General features: G+C 73.7%; 18 protein-coding genes, 1 pseudogene and 1 riboswitch. Of the genes and pseudogenes, 10 read left to right on the top strand and 9 right to left on the bottom strand.

Annotated elements, in window-relative coordinates:
- Positions 1-530: pseudogene (locus AQI94_RS22590) on the bottom strand (molybdopterin-binding oxidoreductase); the annotation flags it as partial.
- 278 nt (positions 531-808) lie between these two features.
- Between AQI94_RS22590 and AQI94_RS22595 the strand changes: the two are divergent.
- Genes AQI94_RS22595 through AQI94_RS22605 form a run of 3 tightly spaced genes read left to right on the top strand, consistent with a single transcriptional unit; the run spans position 809 to position 2,390 of the window.
- Complete coding sequence (locus AQI94_RS22595) at positions 809-1,393, top strand: RNA polymerase sigma factor (protein ID WP_031053843.1); 585 nt, start codon at positions 809-811, stop codon at positions 1,391-1,393.
- Positions 1,390-2,016 (top strand): Asp23/Gls24 family envelope stress response protein, encoded by a 627-nt coding sequence (locus tag AQI94_RS22600; RefSeq protein WP_031053845.1) that lies wholly within the window; start codon positions 1,390-1,392, stop codon positions 2,014-2,016. The genes AQI94_RS22595 and AQI94_RS22600 overlap by 4 nt, the downstream gene beginning before the upstream one ends.
- Complete coding sequence (locus AQI94_RS22605; RefSeq protein ID WP_062229901.1) at positions 2,013-2,390, top strand: hypothetical protein; 378 nt, start codon at positions 2,013-2,015, stop codon at positions 2,388-2,390. Before AQI94_RS22600 ends, AQI94_RS22605 begins: the two co-directional genes overlap by 4 nt.
- Before the next feature lie 24 nt (positions 2,391-2,414).
- Here AQI94_RS22605 and AQI94_RS22610 read toward each other — a convergent pair whose 3' ends face one another.
- Together AQI94_RS22610 and sigK are read right to left on the bottom strand one after the other, a co-directional pair.
- Complete coding sequence (locus AQI94_RS22610; RefSeq protein WP_062229902.1) at positions 2,415-3,167, bottom strand: anti-sigma factor; 753 nt, start codon at positions 3,165-3,167, stop codon at positions 2,415-2,417.
- Positions 3,164-3,748: an ECF RNA polymerase sigma factor SigK gene (gene sigK / locus AQI94_RS22615; RefSeq protein WP_031047965.1), complete on the bottom strand. Its 585-nt coding sequence runs from the start codon at positions 3,746-3,748 to the stop codon at positions 3,164-3,166. The genes AQI94_RS22610 and sigK overlap by 4 nt, the downstream gene beginning before the upstream one ends.
- Before the next feature lie 400 nt (positions 3,749-4,148).
- Here sigK and thrS point away from each other — a divergent pair, with 400 nt between their 5' ends.
- Together thrS and AQI94_RS22625 are read left to right on the top strand one after the other, a co-directional pair.
- Positions 4,149-5,366, top strand: a complete 1,218-nt coding sequence (gene thrS, locus AQI94_RS22620) for a threonine--tRNA ligase (protein ID WP_031047969.1) — start codon at positions 4,149-4,151, stop codon at positions 5,364-5,366.
- Positions 5,367-5,404: 38 nt separating this feature from the next.
- On the top strand, positions 5,405-6,367 hold the full coding sequence (locus tag AQI94_RS22625) for a nucleoside hydrolase (protein ID WP_031047971.1): 963 nt from the start codon (positions 5,405-5,407) through the stop codon (positions 6,365-6,367).
- 43 nt (positions 6,368-6,410) lie between these two features.
- Here the strand turns inward: AQI94_RS22625 and nicT are convergent, their stop codons facing one another.
- A complete protein-coding gene (gene nicT, locus AQI94_RS22630) occupies positions 6,411-7,505 on the bottom strand; it encodes a Nickel transporter NicT (protein WP_031047974.1) in 1,095 nt (364 codons plus the stop codon).
- A gap of 29 nt (positions 7,506-7,534) precedes the next feature.
- Positions 7,535-7,740: riboswitch (cobalamin riboswitch) on the bottom strand.
- Between the two features lie 81 nt (positions 7,741-7,821).
- Between nicT and AQI94_RS22635 the strand changes: the two genes are divergently transcribed.
- Entirely contained in the window at positions 7,822-8,169 is a 348-nt protein-coding gene (locus AQI94_RS22635) for an ArsR/SmtB family transcription factor (protein WP_031047977.1), read from the top strand.
- Positions 8,170-8,291: 122 nt separating this feature from the next.
- Positions 8,292-9,077: a hypothetical protein gene (locus AQI94_RS22640; RefSeq protein WP_031047980.1), complete on the top strand. Its 786-nt coding sequence runs from the start codon at positions 8,292-8,294 to the stop codon at positions 9,075-9,077.
- Between the two features lie 368 nt (positions 9,078-9,445).
- Here the strand turns inward: AQI94_RS22640 and AQI94_RS22645 are convergent, their stop codons facing one another.
- On the bottom strand, positions 9,446-10,792 hold the full coding sequence (locus AQI94_RS22645) for a helix-turn-helix domain-containing protein (RefSeq protein ID WP_031047983.1): 1,347 nt from the start codon (positions 10,790-10,792) through the stop codon (positions 9,446-9,448).
- 90 nt (positions 10,793-10,882) lie between these two features.
- Here AQI94_RS22645 and AQI94_RS22650 point away from each other — a divergent pair, with 90 nt between their 5' ends.
- The gene (locus AQI94_RS22650) at positions 10,883-11,092 is read left to right on the top strand and encodes a hypothetical protein (RefSeq protein WP_037942802.1); all 210 of its coding nucleotides are present in this window, start codon (positions 10,883-10,885) and stop codon (positions 11,090-11,092) included.
- A 21-nt stretch (positions 11,093-11,113) separates the two neighbouring features.
- Here AQI94_RS22650 and AQI94_RS22655 read toward each other — a convergent pair whose 3' ends face one another.
- On the bottom strand, positions 11,114-11,683 hold the full coding sequence (locus AQI94_RS22655; protein ID WP_031047986.1) for a tellurite resistance TerB family protein: 570 nt from the start codon (positions 11,681-11,683) through the stop codon (positions 11,114-11,116).
- Positions 11,684-11,812: 129 nt separating this feature from the next.
- On the opposite strand from AQI94_RS22655, the gene AQI94_RS22660 reads away from it, so the two are divergent.
- The gene (locus tag AQI94_RS22660; protein ID WP_031047987.1) at positions 11,813-13,048 is read left to right on the top strand and encodes an amidohydrolase; all 1,236 of its coding nucleotides are present in this window, start codon (positions 11,813-11,815) and stop codon (positions 13,046-13,048) included.
- Here AQI94_RS22660 and AQI94_RS22665 read toward each other — a convergent pair.
- Complete coding sequence (locus AQI94_RS22665; protein WP_031047989.1) at positions 13,045-14,232, bottom strand: hypothetical protein; 1,188 nt, start codon at positions 14,230-14,232, stop codon at positions 13,045-13,047. The two genes, AQI94_RS22660 and AQI94_RS22665, sit on opposite strands and share 4 nt — an antisense overlap.
- Before the next feature lie 69 nt (positions 14,233-14,301).
- Positions 14,302-15,402: a PP2C family protein-serine/threonine phosphatase gene (locus tag AQI94_RS22670; RefSeq protein WP_031047991.1), complete on the bottom strand. Its 1,101-nt coding sequence runs from the start codon at positions 15,400-15,402 to the stop codon at positions 14,302-14,304.
- A 113-nt stretch (positions 15,403-15,515) separates the two neighbouring features.
- Here AQI94_RS22670 and AQI94_RS22675 point away from each other — a divergent pair, with 113 nt between their 5' ends.
- Positions 15,516-15,944 (top strand): hypothetical protein, encoded by a 429-nt coding sequence (locus tag AQI94_RS22675; RefSeq protein WP_031048004.1) that lies wholly within the window; start codon positions 15,516-15,518, stop codon positions 15,942-15,944.
- A 50-nt stretch (positions 15,945-15,994) separates the two neighbouring features.
- Here the strand turns inward: AQI94_RS22675 and AQI94_RS22680 are convergent, their stop codons facing one another.
- A complete protein-coding gene (locus AQI94_RS22680; protein ID WP_031048008.1) occupies positions 15,995-16,498 on the bottom strand; it encodes an SH3 domain-containing protein in 504 nt (167 codons plus the stop codon).
- Between the last annotated feature and the right edge of the window lie 16 nt (positions 16,499-16,514).

Raw genomic sequence — 16,514 nt, forward strand, 5'->3', positions numbered from 1 at the left:
GCCCCCACATCCCCGCGACCCGCCGCCCCCGTTCCGCCCCCGGCCGCCGCGCCACCGTCCCCGAGTGCAAGGCGGCCTGTGAGGACGTAGAGCGCCACCGCCCCGGCCACGGCGCCGGCGAGCGAGGGAAGGGCGTCGCCGGGGCCCGGGGAATCGGGGCGGCCGGTCGCCGCGACCGCGCCGACCGCCCCGAACAGCAGGACACCCGCCGCTCCCGTGCGCCGGAAACGCAGTGCGGTAATTCCCAGGGTCAGGGCGAAAAGCGCGAGCACCGCGAGAATTCCGAGCTGGAGCACCAGTTTGTCGTCGGTGCCGAAATGCCGGATCGCCCAGTCCTTCACCTCCGCGGGCGTGCGGTCGATGGCCGCACCGCCCACCGCGACGACGGGACCGGACTGCGGACGCACCCCGCCGGCCACCGCCTCGGCGACCGCGAGCGCGGCGCAACCCGCCAGCACACCGCTGAGCGCGCCCAGCAGCAGCCGCACCGGGCCGCTTCGGCTCCTCGGTTCCCTCTCGATCTCCGTCACGTGGGGAATCCGGCCCCGAAAGCCGGGCGGATTGGTCGGACGCACGATCGGATGACATTCGATTTCCGACCCATCCGCGACCGCTTCGGCTACGGATATACGGGTATTCGGTCTTCCTGCTCTTCTCCGCCTTTCCCGCTCCTCACCGCCTTTTCTGTTCTTCACCGCTTTTCCCACGCCCCCCGCGTCCGCGAGGTGCCCGTACGGCGAAGTCCCCCGTAACGGGGAGGGCGCGACCGTGTCCAACCCTCGGAAGACCGGCCGAGAGGAGCCGCCCAGTGGCGGGGGCCCATACGCAGAGCACAGCACCGGACACCCGGGCCGACACCGACGACACCCTCCTGGCGGTGCGGGCCGCGGAGGGGGACGAGGACGCCTTCGCCGTGCTCGTGCAGCGGCACGCCCCGGCGCTGCTCCGGCTCGCCACGCGTCTGCTCGGGACCGCGGCCGAGGCGGAGGACGCCGTACAGGACGCCTTCCTCAGCGCCTGGCGCCGGCTTCCCGAGTTCCAGGGCCGCGCCGCCTTCGGCACCTGGATGTACCGGATCGTCACCAACCGCTGTCTGAACGTCCTGCGGGCCCGCAGACCCGTCGCCCCGCTGGAGGCGGCGGGCGAGGTCCCCGCGGCCGAGCACACCGTCTCCCCGGCCCGTATCACCGAGGGGCGCGACGCGGTGCGCGAACTGCGGGAGGCGCTGGACCTCCTGTCGGCCGAACAGCGCGCCTGCTGGGTCCTGCGGGAACTGGACGGCCGCTCCTACGAGTTCGTCGCGGACGCGGTCGGTATCAGCCAGGAGGCCGTCCGCGCCCGGGTCTTCCGCGCACGCCGTTGTCTGACTCAAGCACTGGGGGCCTGGCGATGACCGCCCACACCGATCCGCCGAACCGGGCGTCCGCCCACGGCGACGACGAGCGCCTGCCGTGCGGGCGGCTGCTGTCGAGAGCCTGGGAGGACCGGGAGCAGCGGCCCGACGACACGCACCCGCGGTCCTGCCCGCACTGCCGGGACGCCGTGCGCGAACTCGACCGGCTGGAGTCGGCCGTGCGCGGCCTGCGCACGGAGGCGGCGGACAACCCGGCGTACGACGCCGAGCCGCTGACCCGGCGGATCATGGACGTGGTCCGCATGGAACTGCGTCCCGGCCGCCCGCTGCCCCTCGGTGAGCCCGCCGAGGACCTGTGGATCATGGAGGCGGTCGCGGCCCGCACCCTGCGCGCGGCGGCCGAGACGGTCACCGGTGTCCGGGCCGGCTCCTGCCGGCTCCTCGACGCCGGACCGGACGGCGCCGCCGGAGCGGTCGGGGTACGCCTCGACATCCACGCCCCGGCCGACGCCCCGCTGCCCGAGCTCGCCGCCCAGGTGCGGGAGCGCGTGTGGGAGGCCGCCGACCACGAACTGGGGCTGGTCGTGGCGGTGGTGGACATCCGTGTCACCGACCTGGTCCCCGCCGGGACCGAGCACGGTCAGGAGGGCCGTACACGATGACCTTCGGCACAGCGGACACCGCGGGCCCCGCGCACGCGGTCCTCGTCGAGCAGGCCGCCGCGGCCGCGGCGGGCGTGGGCGGTGTGGCCTTCCTCCGGCCGGGCCTGGCCGACCGGCTGCGCTCCGTCAGGCACCGGGCCGCGAACGGCACCGGCGGCGCGCCCGCCCCCACCCCGGCGCCCGCCGGGGTGCGGATGACCCGGCCGGACGCCGACGGCCCCTGGCACGTGGAGATCCACGTGGTCGCGCTCCGGCGGGCCAGGACCGTGGACGTGGCCCGCGCCGTGCGGGTCGCCGTGGCACGCCGGCTGGAGGCCCTGGCGCCCTCGCAGCCCGCGCCGCGGATCACCGTGACGGTCACGGGTCTCGTCTGAGCACCGGGACAGGCACGCGGACCGTCAGCCCGGCAGGCTCATCAGGGCGACCGGGGCGGAGGTGGGGTGCGTGGAGCCGCCGGCGGGTTCGACGGTGACGCCCATGCCCGACGCCCCGTCGACCGCGCCCCGCATCAGGACCGCCTGGTCGCTGCGGCCGGGGTCCATCAGGCCGGCCGAGCGCATGGTGCCCTGCTCGTCGAACCACAGCTGGTAGACCTTGCCGCCGGGCGGCCGGGCCATCCCGGAGACGGCGAAGACCGCCCTGTCGAGGCCGCGGGAGACGACGACGGTGCCGGTGGCGCCGCCGGCCAGCCCGGCGGCCCGCGTCCGCGCGTCCGGCGCGGACAGCACGGCGGCGATCTCGTCCGTCGTCCGTGCCGCCTGGCCGGCTCGCCCACGAGCGTCCTCGGCCCGCTGGTACTGCCACACGGTCGTGCCGCCCAGCGCCGTGGCCGCCGCGAGACAGGCGGCCAGCGCCCACCGGGACAGCGCCCGGGTGCGCGGTCCGGGCCGGGCGGAGAGCGCCTGGGCCGGCGGGCCGGGCGGCACCTGGCGGACGGTGGTGATCCGGCGCAGCACCTGTGCGCGCAGGGCGGCCGGGGGTGCCGTGGTGGCGGCGAGCCCCAGCCGGGCCGCGGTGGCGGACAGTTCGGCGGTCTCCTCGGCACAGGACTCGCAGCCCGGGAGGTGGCGCTCGAACGCCGCGGTCTCCTCGTCGGACAGCGCGTGCACGGCGTAGGCACCCGTCATCCGGTGCAGGTCGACGGTCGTCACGCGGTCACCCCCAGGCAGTCGCGCAGCCGGATGAGTCCGTCGCGCAGTCGGGTCTTCACGGTGCCGAGCGGTAGCGCCAGCGCTTCCGCCACCTGGCGGTAGGTCAGTCCTCGGTAGTAGGCGAGGGTGACGGCCTGGCTCTGGATCTCGGTCAGGGTGCGCAGACAGCGCCGTACCTGTTCCCGCTCCAGACGGGCCTCGACGTGCTCGGCCACCTCGTCGTACTCGGGCAGCCGGTCCAGCAGGGCGGCCTTGTGGTCCCGGGCGGCCGCGGCGTCCGCCGAGCGGATCCGGTCCACGGCGCGCCGGTGCGCCAGGGTGAGGATCCAGTTGATGGCCGTGCCGCGGTCGGAGCGGTAGCGGGGAGCGGTCCGCCACACCTCCACGAGCACTTCCTGCACGACCTCCTCCGACTGCGCGTGGTCGCGCAGGACGGCGCGCACGACGCCCAGCACCGAACCCACGACGGTGTCGTAGACCCGGGCGAACGCTTCCTCGTCGCCCAGCGCCACCCGGCCCACCAGCTCCTGGAGATCAGGCTCCGCCGATGGCTTTTCTCCGATATGCACTGCTTCTTTCACCGAGGGCCTCCGCGATCGGGACATGTCCGGGTGTAATCCGTTTCTGCGCAGGCCGCGGATTGGATGCGCCCGGGAGGTCCTCGCGTCACGGGACGGTCCTTGCGCCCGTCCGTCCGGGGCGCCCTGACGTTCGGCGAACCCTTCACCCCGCAGACCGCCCCGGCCCCGCCTCCTGACGCCCACCGAAAACCCGTGGCCCCGCCCCCGCCCCTCCCCCTACGCTCCCCCCATGCAGCGTGCGCGAGCCATCCCGTCGATCACGACGACGCCGGAGCAGGTCCCGGCGCGCTGACAGCTGACGCAGTCCGAAGCCCCGGGGCGAGTGCCCCGGGGCTTCGTCGTTCCCGTCGGCTCCTCGCCCCCCACCGCGAGGGAGAGCCCCGTGAACACCGTGAACCCCGTGCACGACCACCGCCGACTCGGCCGTGAGCTCGATCTGTTCGACACCGATCCGCTGATGGGCGCGGGGCTGCCGTACTGGCTGCCCGACGGAGCCGTCGTACGGCATGTCCTGGAGGAGTACGTCAGGGAGGCGGAGCGGGCCGCCGGGTACCGGCACGTGTACTCGCCCGTGCTCGGCAAGCGGGAGCTGTACGAGATCTCCGGGCACTGGGACCACTACAGCGAGGACATGTTCCCGCCGATGCGGCTGAGCGGCGGCGAGGAGGTCGTGCTGCGGCCCAGCCTGTGCCCGCATCACGCCCTCATCTACCGGTCCCGTTCCCACAGCTACCGAGAACTCCCGCTCCGCATCGCCGAGTTGGGCGGCATGTACCGCTCCGAACTCTCCGGCGTGCTCGGAGGCCTCACCCGCGTCCGCGCCATCCAGCTCAACGACGCCCACATCTTCTGCACCCTGGAACAGGCCGTGGAGGAGGCCCGCGCCGCCCTCGACCTCATCCGGCGCGCCTACGACGACCTCGGCATCCGGGCGAGCCGGTACCGTCTCTCCCTCCCGGCGGACGGCGGCAAGTACGTCCCCGACCCGGACCTCTGGCGCCGCGCCACCGCCCTTCTCGAAGAGGTCCTGGACGGCGTCGCGTACGAGTCCGCCGAGGGCGAGGCCGCCTTCTACGGCCCCAAGATCGACGTGCAGATCACCGACGCCGCCGGCCGCGAGTCCACCCTCTCCACCGTGCAGATCGACTTCCACCAGCCCGAACGCTTCGACCTCCACTACATCGGCCCCGACGGGGGAAAGCACCGCCCGGTGATGGTCCACCGCAGCGTCATCGGCAGCGTGGAACGGGCGGTCGCGCAGCTCGTCGAGGCGCACGGCGGCGCGTTCCCGGTGTGGCTGGCCCCCGTGCAGCTGGTGGTCCTGCCGGTCGCCGAGGCACAGGAGGAGCGCGCCCTGGACGTCGTACGGCAGGCTCTCGCGCGCGGTATCCGGGCCGAACTCGCCGCTCCGGGCGACGGCACCCTCGGCGCCCGCATCCGCGCCGCGCGCCTGGTGCCGTACCAGGCGGTGATCGGCGGGCGGGAGGCCGACGCCGGCGGTGCGGCCGTACGGCTGCGGGACGGACGCAGGCCGGGAGCCGTGCCGGTCGCTGAACTGCTGGACCGGATCGGAGCCCGGGACGCAGACCGCGGGGCCGAACTCTGGGCGGCTGCGTAAGGTCGGTCCCGTACGCCAGTGACGAAAGGATCCCCGCCGTGACCGGTCAGCCCATCCCGGTGATCATCGACTGCGACACCGGTGTCGACGACGCCCTGGCCCTGCTGTTCGCCGTACGGCATCCAGGCATCGACCTGCGCGCGGTCACCTGTGTCGCCGGGAACACCGACGTCGACGGCGTCGTCCGCAACACGCTGACCGTGCTGGAGCAGGCCGGGGCCGGGGACATCCCGGTCGCCCGGGGTGCCGCACGGCCGCTGATCGAGCCCGTGCGCACCGCGCAGCACGTGCACGGCCTCGACGGCATGGGCGACCTCGGGCTGCCCGCGCCGACCCGGGTGGCGCTGGACATGGACGCAGTGACGCTGCTCAGGCGGGAGATCCTGGCCTCGCCCACCCCCGTGACGCTCGTCCCGACCGCGCCGCTCACCAACATCGCGCTGCTGCTGCGCACCCACCCCGAGGTGGTGCGCAACATCGAGCGGATCGTCTTCATGGGGGGCGCCGTGGCGACCGGGAACGCCACACCGGTAGCGGAGTTCAACGTCTGGCACGACCCGGAGGCGGCCGCCGTGCTGCTCACCGCCGGGGTGCCGATCACCATGTACGGCCTGGACGTCTTCCAGCAGGTCCTGGTGCCGGCCGCCGACGTGGAGCGGCTGCGCGCGAGTCCGGAACCGTCCCTGCGCATGGCCGGCGAACTCCTCGCCCACCGCGACCCCGCCACCTCCGGCGACCCCACCCCCACGGGCGGTCTCGGTGACGCGGGCGCGGTGTGCGCGGTCGTCGACCCGGACGGACTGACCACCGAACTGCTGCCGGTGGAGGTGAGCCTGGCCCCGGGCCCGACGCGCGGCCAGACCGTCGTCGACCGCCGTCCCCGCCCCGGCGAGTCCGAGATCCACGAGGGCGAGCGGGAAGTGACCCTCGTGGACGTGGGGTTGGCGGTGGACGTGGAGCGTTACGTGAAGCTGTGGCTGACGGCGGTGGAAGGGGTCTAGCCGGGCGTCGGGCGGGCGGTGGGCCCGTCGGGGCGAAGGCCGGTCAGGAACCGCTGACGCCCCACCGCTGCTCGACCTTCGCGAGTCGCCAGTAGGCGATCGCCGCCGCCCACACCACCACGAACAGGCCGACGATGACGTAGCCGACGTTGTCGAGGTCGATGTCGGCGATCCAGGTGGTGAGGGCGTCGGTGAGGTCGAACTTGTCGTGCAGGACACCGACGAGCTCGATCGTGCCGATGAAGAAGGCGACCGCGATGGACAGCCCGGTGATGGCGAGGTTGTAGAAGACCTTGCGGACGGGGTTGGAGAAGGCCCACTGGTAGGCGAAGTTCATGAACGTGCCGTCGAGGGTGTCGAACAGGCTCATGCCGGCGGCGAAGAGCAGCGGCAGACAGAGGATGGCGTACCAGGGCAGCCCGGCGGCCGCGCCGGACCCGGCCATCACCATCAGCGTGACCTCGGTGGCCGTGTCGAAGCCGAGCCCGAAGAGGAAGCCCAGCGGGTACATCTGCCCCGGCCGGGTGATGGACTTGGTGAGCCGCCCGAGGATCCGGTTCATGAAGCCCCTGGAATCCAGGTGCTGTTCCAGCTCCTTCTCGTCGTACGACCCCGCCCGCATCGACCGGAAGACCTTCAGGATGCCCAGCAGGGCGACCAGGTTGAGGGCGGCGATGAGATAGAGGAACGTGCCCGAGATCGTCGTACCGAGGAAGCCAAGGACCTGGTGGGTGCTCGACCCCTCGTTCATGACCTTGCCGGCGAGCTGGGTGCCGCCCGCGATGAGCGCGGCGAGCAGGACCACGACGCTGGAGTGCCCGAGCGCGAACCAGAACCCCACCGACACCGGCCGCTTGCCGTCGGCCATCAGCTTGCGGGTGGTGTTGTCGATCGCGGCGATGTGGTCCGCGTCGAAGGCGTGCCGCATGCCGAGGGTGTAGGCGGTGATGCCGAGTCCGATGCCGAAGGCCTTGTTGCCGACCTCGTAGTGCCCCGGCACGACCAGCAGGAACAGGATGCCGAAGGCGAGGACGTGCAGGGCGGCTATCGCGGCCATCAGACCGGCCGTCTTGACGGTGTCCTCGCGCCGCCAGCGGAAGGAGGCGGTGGCGGTCTCGGACACGGCAGGATCGGTCATACGGTGGTCACTCCAGCACCTCGTGGATGAACGCGTGAGCTGCCGTGGCCGGTCTCCTGGCTTACGGGTCGTACGTCTCCCTGCCCGCCTTCCCGGCCCGAGGGTGAGGGCCAGTGGCTGTCCCGCGAGGGACGTGGGAGGAAGACTCCCCGATCACAGTGGCGAGGGCCGCACCGGCATGGACCTTTGAGGGGTCGTCACCGGTTTCCCGAGCACCACGGCCCGCCCACCGTAGGCGGGGGCGGGGTCTCCTGCATAGCTGCACACCTGCGCAGGTATGGAAGATCACACAGCGCGGCCTGCGAGGATGTGCCGCATGCACCTCGTCCCGGCCGACCGAGCCGACCGCCGCACCATCGACGGGCACCGGGTGTGCGACGCCATCGCCGCGATCGGCGACCCGGGACACGTCCGCACCTGGTCCGACCGCTTCGCCCTCCTCGCCGACCCGAACCGCCTCTCGCTGCTCCTGGCCCTGCACCGCACCGGCCCGCTGGCCGTCTCCGACCTCGCGATCGCGACCGGCATGAACGACCCGGCCGTGTCCCAGGCGCTGCGGCTGCTGCGGGCGGCGGGGGTGGTCGCGGGGGAGAAGGAGGGGCGCGTGGTGCGGTATTCGGTGGTGGACGCGGAGGTGCGGGGGCTGTTGCAGCAGGTGTCCTGAGGCGGCGGTCCCCGGTGCGGTGGCAGACCTGCCGTGGTCCGGCCGCCGGTCGGTCGCCCACGGCGTAACCCATACGGCCCGGAACGCTGGTGACCTCCGGGAACCCGGTGATCACTTGAAGCATGACCCCGCCCCGCGCCGCCCGCGCCGCCACCCTCGCCCTCGCCCTGTCCGGGCTCCTCGCCGCCACGGCCTGCTCCGCGCTCTCCACGCCGCCCACCGCGCCCAAGCCGCCGATCACCCCGCCCAGCAGCGCGCCGCCCCGGTCCCCGAAGGCGTCTGCCGCCGCGTCCTCGGTCCTCACCGAGGCCATGGCGCAGGCCGCGCTCGTCACCGACGCGGACCTGGGTGAGCCCTGGACGCCGAGCCAGGGGGTGGCCACCTGGCACGACGGGGTGCTGAAGGCGAAGGCGGACCGGCGGGCGTGTCAGCGGCTGCTCGACGCGCTGTACGCGGACGAGGTGTTCGGGGCCGACGCGCAGGCCCGAGCGGTCGTCGGGATGGACGACGTGTGGAACGAGGCGCAGATGCGGTACCAGGTGCTCGCGCGTACGCCGGCGGAGATCGACAAGACCCTGTCCTGGCTCAAGGGCCTTCCCCGCACGTGCGCGCGGTTCGCGGCCACCACGGCCTCGGGCGCCGTCCTCGGTGTGCAGGTCGCCGAGCTGCCGTTGCCGGAGGCGGGGGACGCGCGGCAGGGGCTGCGGGTGCTGCTGACCGGGCAGTCGCGGGACGGCGAGCCGACGACGCTCACGCTGGACGTCGCCGCGCTCCGCGTGGGGGAGGACGCGATCAGCGTGACCAACGGCGGCTTCGGCGACGTGCAGACGGAGGCCACGCAGACGGCCGTACAGCTGGGTGCCGAGCGGCTGAAGGAGGTGCGCAGGCAGGGACGGGTGCAGGTGTGAGCTGTCCGTCCCGGTCGACCGCTCCGGCCCGGCCCCCTCATGCACCCTTCACAGACCGCACACTCATTCATTACGGTCGTCGGTGACGGTCAGGGAGCGGCCGCTCGGCGTCACACCGTGCCGGAGCCGCCCGCGCGCTCCCGCCCGTCCGCCCTCCCCCACCACCCCGAGCCGAGCCGTGCCGTGCTCTTCGTCCCTGTCCCGCGACGCCGACCGGGGCGCCTCCCGCCGTCCCGAGCGGGCCGGGGACCTTCCAGGAGGGCCGCGAGACGAGGCGCGCGGCCCCACCGGGGCGGTCGCCGTCCACCGAGGACGACGGCCGCCCCGGCACCCGGTTCAGCGCTTCTCGTACGGATCCGCCAGAGCTGTCACAGAGGGGGCTGTGCGGGTGCGGGTCCGAGCGTGGTGGTGCCGGGGGCCGTACGGTGTCCCAGGCCCGTCCGGTACGCGTCCAGCGCAGCCTCGACCCGTCCCGTACGGCGCAGCAGATCCCCGAGCAGCCGGCACAGGTCGGCCAGGTCACCGGCGGCGCCGGCCCGCTCCAGGAGGCTCAGGGCGCGGACGTAGTGCTCCTCGGCGGCCTCGGTGTCCCGGGCGTCCTCGGCGATGATCCCGAGGAGGCGGTGGGCGGCGGCGGAGTGCAGGGCGCCGCGCTCGGAGCTGAGGTCGCTGAGCACGTCGTGGAGCAGGGCGGCGGCCTCCTCGGACTTGCCGCGCCGGTGCAGTACGTCGGCGAGCTCGACGGCGGCCTGGCTGGAGTAGAGGGCGGCCCGCTTGGCGGAGAGCATGGCGAGGGCCTGCCGCAACTCGGCCTCGGCGCGCTCCAGTTCGCCGTTCTGGGCGTAGACGTATCCGCGCATCCAGTGGCAGTTGGCGAGTTCGGTACGGAGCTGGAGCTGCCGGTACAGTTCGGCGGCCTTGGCGAGGGAGGCGTCGGCCTCGGCGAGGCGGCCCTCGGCGAGCAGGGTGCGGGCCACGGAGCGGTGCATGCGGGCGACGAGGGCCGGGTCGCCGGACTGCGGGGCGAGCGCGAGGGCGAGTTCGGCGGCCTGGGCGGCGCGTGCGTGGGCGCCCATGTCCATGTAGGGGCCGATGACGCTCGCGTAGAGGAGGAGCAGGGCGTCCGGGTCGTGCAGGCCACCTCGGTTGAGCTCGTCGATGGTGGATTCCAACAGGTAGACCGAGTAGCGCAGTTCACCGGTGAGGTAGTGGGACAGGGCGCGTCCTCGCAGGGCGGGAACCCGGGCCGGCAGGGGCACGTCGTCGCCGAGGGCCTGCTCCGCTCGCTCGAAGTACTGCCGCGCGGCGCCGAGTTCGCCCGTCTCCACGGCGCACTCCCCGAGCCCGAGCAGGGCGGCGGCCCGCACCTCGGCGAGGTCGAGCGCGTCGGCCTCGTCGAGCAGCCGGGCGTACTGGGTGGCGGACTCCTCGGCCTCCCCGGTGGCGAGGGTGCGCTGGGCCTCGGTGAGGCGGAGCCGCAGATCGGTGACGAGCCGGGCCGGACGGCCGGTGGCCAGCTCCTCGAAGCCGACACCGAGGCGGTCGGCGAGGTGCCGGAGCGCGTCGTCGGAGGGCCGCACCCGCCCGGACTCCAGGGTGGAGATGTAGGCCGGCGTGTAGGCCGGTTCGGCCAGCTGCTTCTGGGTCAGCCCGCGTTCGACCCGCAGCTGCTGCACCCGTCGCCCGATGATGCCCGGGTCGTCCCGCTCCGACATGGCCAACTCCCCAAGCCCCTCTTGCCGTTCGGCTCGCGCAGCCCCTAGGTTAAACGGCGTATTAACCCTGCTTAATACACCGTCACCGCCATGGGTACTCACCGCCACCGCTGCGAGGTCGCCGTGCTCGAACGCACCAGCACCACCGCACGCTACGCCAGAGGGGTCGCCGCCGCGGTCGTGGCTGTGGCCACACTGGTCCTCGCGGCGAACGCGGGACCCGCGAGGGCGTCCGAGCCGCGCCCCGCCGAGCAGGCCGCGCAGACCCGGCACCAGGCCGGGCCGCCCACCGCGGACTGAGCGCCCGGGGAACGACGGCTGTCAGAGCTGGAACTCCGCGGGCGCGAGACCCAGAGCCCCGCAGGCCTCCCTCAGGACCGCCTGCTCCGCCTGGGAGAAGTGGCCGTCGGCACCGGCGATGACGATGCCGGTCTGGATCACCGCGCGGGCCTCGGTGGGCTTCTTCGCGGCCTTGGCGATCTCCTGGAGCGCCTCGGCCTTGCCCTGCGGGAAGTTGCGGGTCAGCTGGTCCACGTGCTTGTGGAAGCGCTGGCGCAGCTGCTCCGGCGGGAAGTTCTGCAACACCTCGTTGCCGAGGATCAGCGACTCCATCTGCTGCATCTCGGCCGCGTCCACCTGGCCGTCGGCTGCCGCGACCAGGGCGCACATCGCCATGCTGGCGTCCCGGTAGGCGCCGCTCTTCAACTCGGCCTTGAGCGAGCCGAGCTGGGTCTTCAGCACGCCGACGAGCTGGGACCGCGAACCGCCGCGCGAGGCGCCCTGTCCGTGCCCACCGGTCGCCGTGCCGTGCCCACCGGTCGTGCCGCGCCCGCCCTGCGCCTGCTGCTGCAGGTTCTTGGCCTGGTCCTTGAGCCGGTCGAACAGTGCCATTGACGTCACCTCGGTAATCGTCTGAGTGATCTCACCCCGTCAACGGACCGACCCGGGTAAAGGTTCCACCAAGCGTCCCCGGGGACCGCACCCCCTGCGGACGGGGTCCCCGGCGCCTACGCTGCCCGCATGACGTCTTCCGCCGCCCGCACCGCGCTGGACCTCACCGCCGGTCTCCCGGTCCCCGACCTGGAGGACTTCTACCGGGACCTGCACCGCCACCCCGAGCTGTCGTTCCAGGAGCACCGCACCGCGGCCCGGCTCGCCGAGCGGCTGAAGGCGGCCGGTTTCGAGACCGCCGAGGGCATCGGCCGCACCGGCGTCGCGGGCCTCCTGCGCAACGGCGACGGCCCGACCGTCCTGCTGCGCGCCGACATGGACGCGCTGCCGGTGGAGGAGCTGACCGGGCTGCCGTACGCCTCGCGGACGCCCGGGGTGATGCACGCCTGCGGGCACGACCTGCATGTGACCTGGCTGGCGGGGGCGGCGAAGGCGCTCGCGGACGGGCGGGACGCCTGGTCCGGGACGCTGCTCCTGGTGGGCCAGCCCGCCGAGGAGGCCGGGGGCGGGGCGGCCGCGATGGTCGCCGACGGCCTCTACGACCGTTTCCCGCGCCCGGACGTCCTGCTCGGCCAGCACGTGGTGCCGGGCCCGGCGGGCCTGTACCCGCACGTGCCGGGCCTGATCATGTCGGCGACGACGGACGTGGAGATCGTGGTGCACGGCCGGGGCGGCCACGGCTCGCGCCCGGAGACGACGGTCGACCCGGTCGTCACGGCCGCCTACATCGTCACGCGGCTCCAGACGATCGTCAGCCGGGAGATCAAGCCCCGCGAGTCGGCCGTCCTGACCGTCGGCCGGATCGAGGCGGGCACGGCCCCGAACATCATCCCCGCCACCGCCCGCATCTCCCTCAACCTGCGCACCCAGTCCGAGGCGGTCCGGGACCGGATGCTCGCCGCGATCCGCCGGATCGCCGAGGGCGAGTGCCACGCGGCGGGCTGCCCGCGCGAGCCCGAGGTGACCCTCGGCGGTTCGTTCCCGGCCACGGTCAACGACCCGGAGACCGACCAGCGGATCGCCGCCGTGCACCGCGAGGTGTTCGGCACCGACACCGTCTTCGACTCCGGCCCGGCGATGGCCAGTGAGGACTTCTCCAAGCTCGCGCTCGGCGAACTCCCGTACTCCTACTGGTTCGTGACCTCCACGCCGGCCGACACCTGGGACGCGGCGCCGGGCGCGGACCTGATGGAGAAGTTCGACGCCGTCCCCAGCAACCACAGCCCGCACTTCGCGCCGGACCTGTCGACGGTGGTGCCGGGCGTGCGGACGCTGGTGTCGGGCGCGCTCGCGATGCTCGGCTAGAACGGCGTGGCCTGCAGCTCCCGCAGCTGCTTGCGCACGTTCTCCAGGGCGCCGGGGCGCCGGCCCGGGACCCGGGCGCGCAACTGGGCGAGCAGGGTGCCCAGTTCCTGGGCCCGGGACTTGTCGCGTACCTGGCCCCACTGGTGGTGGGCCCGGTCGACGGCCTTCTCCACGCCCGGCGAGTCCGGGGCCTGTCCGGCGGCCAGCCGGGTCTCGGCCACCGTCAGCCAGATCCGGCAGCTGCGCGCCGAGTCCCTGGCGAACATGGCGAGGTCCGCCCGGACTTCGGACCAGTGCAGGGCCTGTTCGGAGGCGGGACCGTGGGCCCGGACGGCGGCCTGCTCGTGCGCCACGGCGAGCGCGTCGGCCTCCTGGTGGCGGCCGGCCTGCACGGCGGCGGTGACCTGGACGTGCGGGTCCGGGGGCGGGGGAGGAGCGACGACCGCAGGCTGCGGGGCCCGTTCCGCGCCCACCGGGCCCTGCGGCACCTGCGGACGGGGCCGTTCGGTCCGGTACGAGGGCCTGGGGGCGAAGCCACCGGGCGCGGCCACCGGCATCGGCGGCACGGTCAGCACCACGTCCCCGTACGCCTCGGGACCCAGCCTGGTGAACGCCTGCTGATGCAGCTGCTCGACGGGCGGACGCCACCCGCTGCGCAGAATCGTCGCGATCGTCTTCATGTACGCCGGCGCGGCCACCGTACGCCGGGACGGCGGGGGCGCGATCCGCCCGAACACGGCGTTGTTGCGGCCGGAGTCGAGCGCGTGCGTCCGCAGCCACCCCCACGCGTCGGCGTCGGCGTGCAGGTCGACGAGGAGCGTCGTCGACCCCGGGGAGCGCAGCCGGAACTCCTCGCGGATCCACTGCCAGGGCAGCGCGGTGTAGCGCACGGTGGCCGGTGTGGTGCGGGCCAGCGCGAGGTGGGGCAGGTGCTGGCGGCGGTCCAGGGCGAGTTGTCCGGTGACGAACACGGTGAGCGGGCCCGGCGTGGCCGCGACCGCTCGCAGCCGGGTCAGGACGGCCTGGGGTTCCAGGGGGTCGGCGAGCTCGACGACGTTGGCGGTGTCGGTGCCGGAGAGCACGGCCGGCGGCACGGCCGCGAGGACGGGAAGCACGGACGCCGCGTCCACCAGACGGCTCTTGCCCACCGGTGAGGCGGCGAGCAGCAGCACGGTTCCGGGCATCGGTCCCTCCCCATCCCCCTCGATCACTTACGGCAGAACGGTATCCGCTGCGGCCGCGAAGGGGGGTTCTCAGGAGGGCCGGCGTCCCTTTCCTGCCCGCTCGTCGGCTCTGCGCACCGCGAAGACGGTGGTGTCGTCGAGCAGGTGTCCGCCGCAGTGCCCGAGGGTGCCGTCGCGGACGAGGGCCACCAGGCGGCGGGGTTCGACGGCCCGCGGGTCGCCGGCGAGGGCGTAGAACTCCCCGGCGGGGTCCCGGGCCTCGGTGACGCCGTCGCTGGTCAGCAGGACGGTCTCGCCGGGGCCCAGGGGGACGCGGTGGACGGGCGGCGGCCCGTCGGCGGACAGCGCGCCGAGGCCCAGTGGGAGGCCGCCGGCGGCGAGCAGCGGCCGTACCCCCGACGGGCCGACCACCAGCGGCGGTTCGTGGCCGAAGACCATCGCCTCCACCACGCCGGTGTCGGCCTCGGGGAAGCCGAGCAGGACGGCGGTGGCGAAGCGGTCGCCGTCGTCGCGGCCGAGCGCGGTGACATGCCCGCCGTGCCGGCGCACCCGGATCTCCAGCCGTTCGGCGACCGTCGCGAGTGCCGGTTCGTGGTACGCCGCCTCACGGAACGTGCCGAGCAGCGCGGCCGCCTCCTCGACCGCGCCCAGCCCCTTGCCCTGGACGTCGCCGACGAGCACGCGGGTGCCGTGCGGGCCGGGCTGGATGTCGTAGAAGTCGCCGCCGACGCGGGCCTCGCTGTCGGCGGCGAGATACACCTCCGCGTGCTCCAGGCCGCCCCACACGGGCGGCAGCGGGCGCAGCACCGTGCGGCGGGTGGTGTCGGCGACGCCCCGCATGTGCAGCATGCTGCGTTCGCCGCGCAGCCGCACCGCGCAGGCCAGGACGGCGAGGATGAAGTCGGGCAGGCCGGACTGGTACTGGTGCGGCCAGGAGCTGTCGGCGGCGACGTAGGTGACCAGGGCGAGGGCGGCGAAGACGGCCGTTCCGGCGACTCCGCAGGTCGCGGCCGCGATGCCGGGGACCAGGACGACCCAGGAGATCATCCGGAGCTCGGCGGCCGTGTTGTAGTCGATCGCGGTGATCGCGACGAGCAGCAGGAGGGGCGGCAGCCAGGCGACACCGCGGCCGCGGACGCGCAGCACCTGCCCCCGGCCGACACCGCTCATGGAGTCAGCGAAACACGGGGCGCTTCAGGCCGCCATCCGACTTGCCAGCGGCCCCGCGCAGGTGTGCTCTGGTAGTCGGGGGCGTATCGGGGTGGAGAGAGAGGAGTGCTCTCATGGCTCATGCGGCACCCGCGGGCGGGTTCGCCCGGACACCCGATGTCTTCAGCGCCAAGGTGCACCTGGCCGCCAGGTACGGCATCCCGGTCGTGCTCGGGCTTGTCTACGGCTACTGGGCGGCCGCGAACCGCCGTGACGGCGGCCCGATCACCGGCTGGAACGTGCTGTTCGGCTGTGTCACGGCGCTCGCGTTCATCGTGCTGTGCGTCGCCGTGGCGACGTTCGCCCCGCTGCTGAAGCGGGAACTGCACTCGGCCGTGAAGTCCGGCTTCGCCGGGGCGGCCGTCGGGTTTCTGTACAGCCAGACGGGCGAGAGCGTGCTGCGCTCGACGGCCCTGGGCCTCGCGGTCGCGGCGGGCGTCTTCCTGGTGTTCTTCTACCGCTACTACACGCATGAGGACGGCGAGGGGAACCGGATCCGCTAGCGGACGTGCGTGGACCCCGGTCAGTGACTGACCGGGGTCCACGGCTTCCCTCATCCCACGCTCCAGCTCCAGGTTCCGGAGAAGCTCCAGGAGACGGAGCCGGAGGCCGCCCACGAGTCGGAACCGGAGTCCCAGCTCGGGTCGTTCATGTCGGCGTTGTCCCAACCGCCGTTTCTCCACTGCGGGCAGGGGTCCGCGCACGTCGGCACGGACCGCCGGCCGGTGTCGACGAACTCGGCGCTGACCCAGCCCCGGGCACCGGTGAACCAGTACCAGTACGGGTTGCCGTTGACGCTCTGTCCGCGGACCTTGCACTCGATCCGGTCCTGGCTGCCCGGCACGAGCCGGTCGACGACGGCGGAGTGCGTGGTGGGCGCCGCCCGCACGTTGAGCGCGGTGCGCGAGACGATGGTGCCCCGGACCGGACCGTCGCCATGGCCTTCGGCGTAGGCGGGCGGGGCCGCCGCCGCGAAGGTGCCCGTCGCCGTGACGGCGAGGGTCGCGCCGGTGAACAGGGCCACGGCCAGGGTCCGCAGGGCCGGAGTGGTGCGCATGATCGGCCTCCTTCTC

The organism is Streptomyces pseudovenezuelae (genome assembly GCF_001513955.1).
In the GTDB taxonomy this organism is placed as follows: Bacteria; Actinomycetota; Actinomycetes; order Streptomycetales; family Streptomycetaceae; genus Streptomyces; species Streptomyces pseudovenezuelae.

Coding starts and splice junctions, on each gene's coding strand:
- nicT (WP_031047974.1), bottom strand. CDS start 7,505: ATGACCGATCCTGCCGTGTCCGAGACCGCCACCGCCTCCTTCCGCTGG.
- AQI94_RS22655 (WP_031047986.1), bottom strand. CDS start 11,683: ATGGCACTGTTCGACCGGCTCAAGGACCAGGCCAAGAACCTGCAGCAG.
- AQI94_RS22665 (WP_031047989.1), bottom strand. CDS start 14,232: ATGCCCGGAACCGTGCTGCTGCTCGCCGCCTCACCGGTGGGCAAGAGC.
- AQI94_RS22675 (WP_031048004.1), top strand. CDS start 15,516: ATGGCTCATGCGGCACCCGCGGGCGGGTTCGCCCGGACACCCGATGTC.
- AQI94_RS22670 (WP_031047991.1), bottom strand. CDS start 15,402: ATGAGCGGTGTCGGCCGGGGGCAGGTGCTGCGCGTCCGCGGCCGCGGT.
- AQI94_RS22650 (WP_037942802.1), top strand. CDS start 10,883: ATGGGTACTCACCGCCACCGCTGCGAGGTCGCCGTGCTCGAACGCACC.
- AQI94_RS22605 (WP_062229901.1), top strand. CDS start 2,013: ATGACCTTCGGCACAGCGGACACCGCGGGCCCCGCGCACGCGGTCCTC.
- AQI94_RS22600 (WP_031053845.1), top strand. CDS start 1,390: ATGACCGCCCACACCGATCCGCCGAACCGGGCGTCCGCCCACGGCGAC.
- AQI94_RS22640 (WP_031047980.1), top strand. CDS start 8,292: ATGACCCCGCCCCGCGCCGCCCGCGCCGCCACCCTCGCCCTCGCCCTG.
- AQI94_RS22645 (WP_031047983.1), bottom strand. CDS start 10,792: ATGTCGGAGCGGGACGACCCGGGCATCATCGGGCGACGGGTGCAGCAG.
- AQI94_RS22680 (WP_031048008.1), bottom strand. CDS start 16,498: ATGCGCACCACTCCGGCCCTGCGGACCCTGGCCGTGGCCCTGTTCACC.
- AQI94_RS22660 (WP_031047987.1), top strand. CDS start 11,813: ATGACGTCTTCCGCCGCCCGCACCGCGCTGGACCTCACCGCCGGTCTC.
- AQI94_RS22635 (WP_031047977.1), top strand. CDS start 7,822: ATGCACCTCGTCCCGGCCGACCGAGCCGACCGCCGCACCATCGACGGG.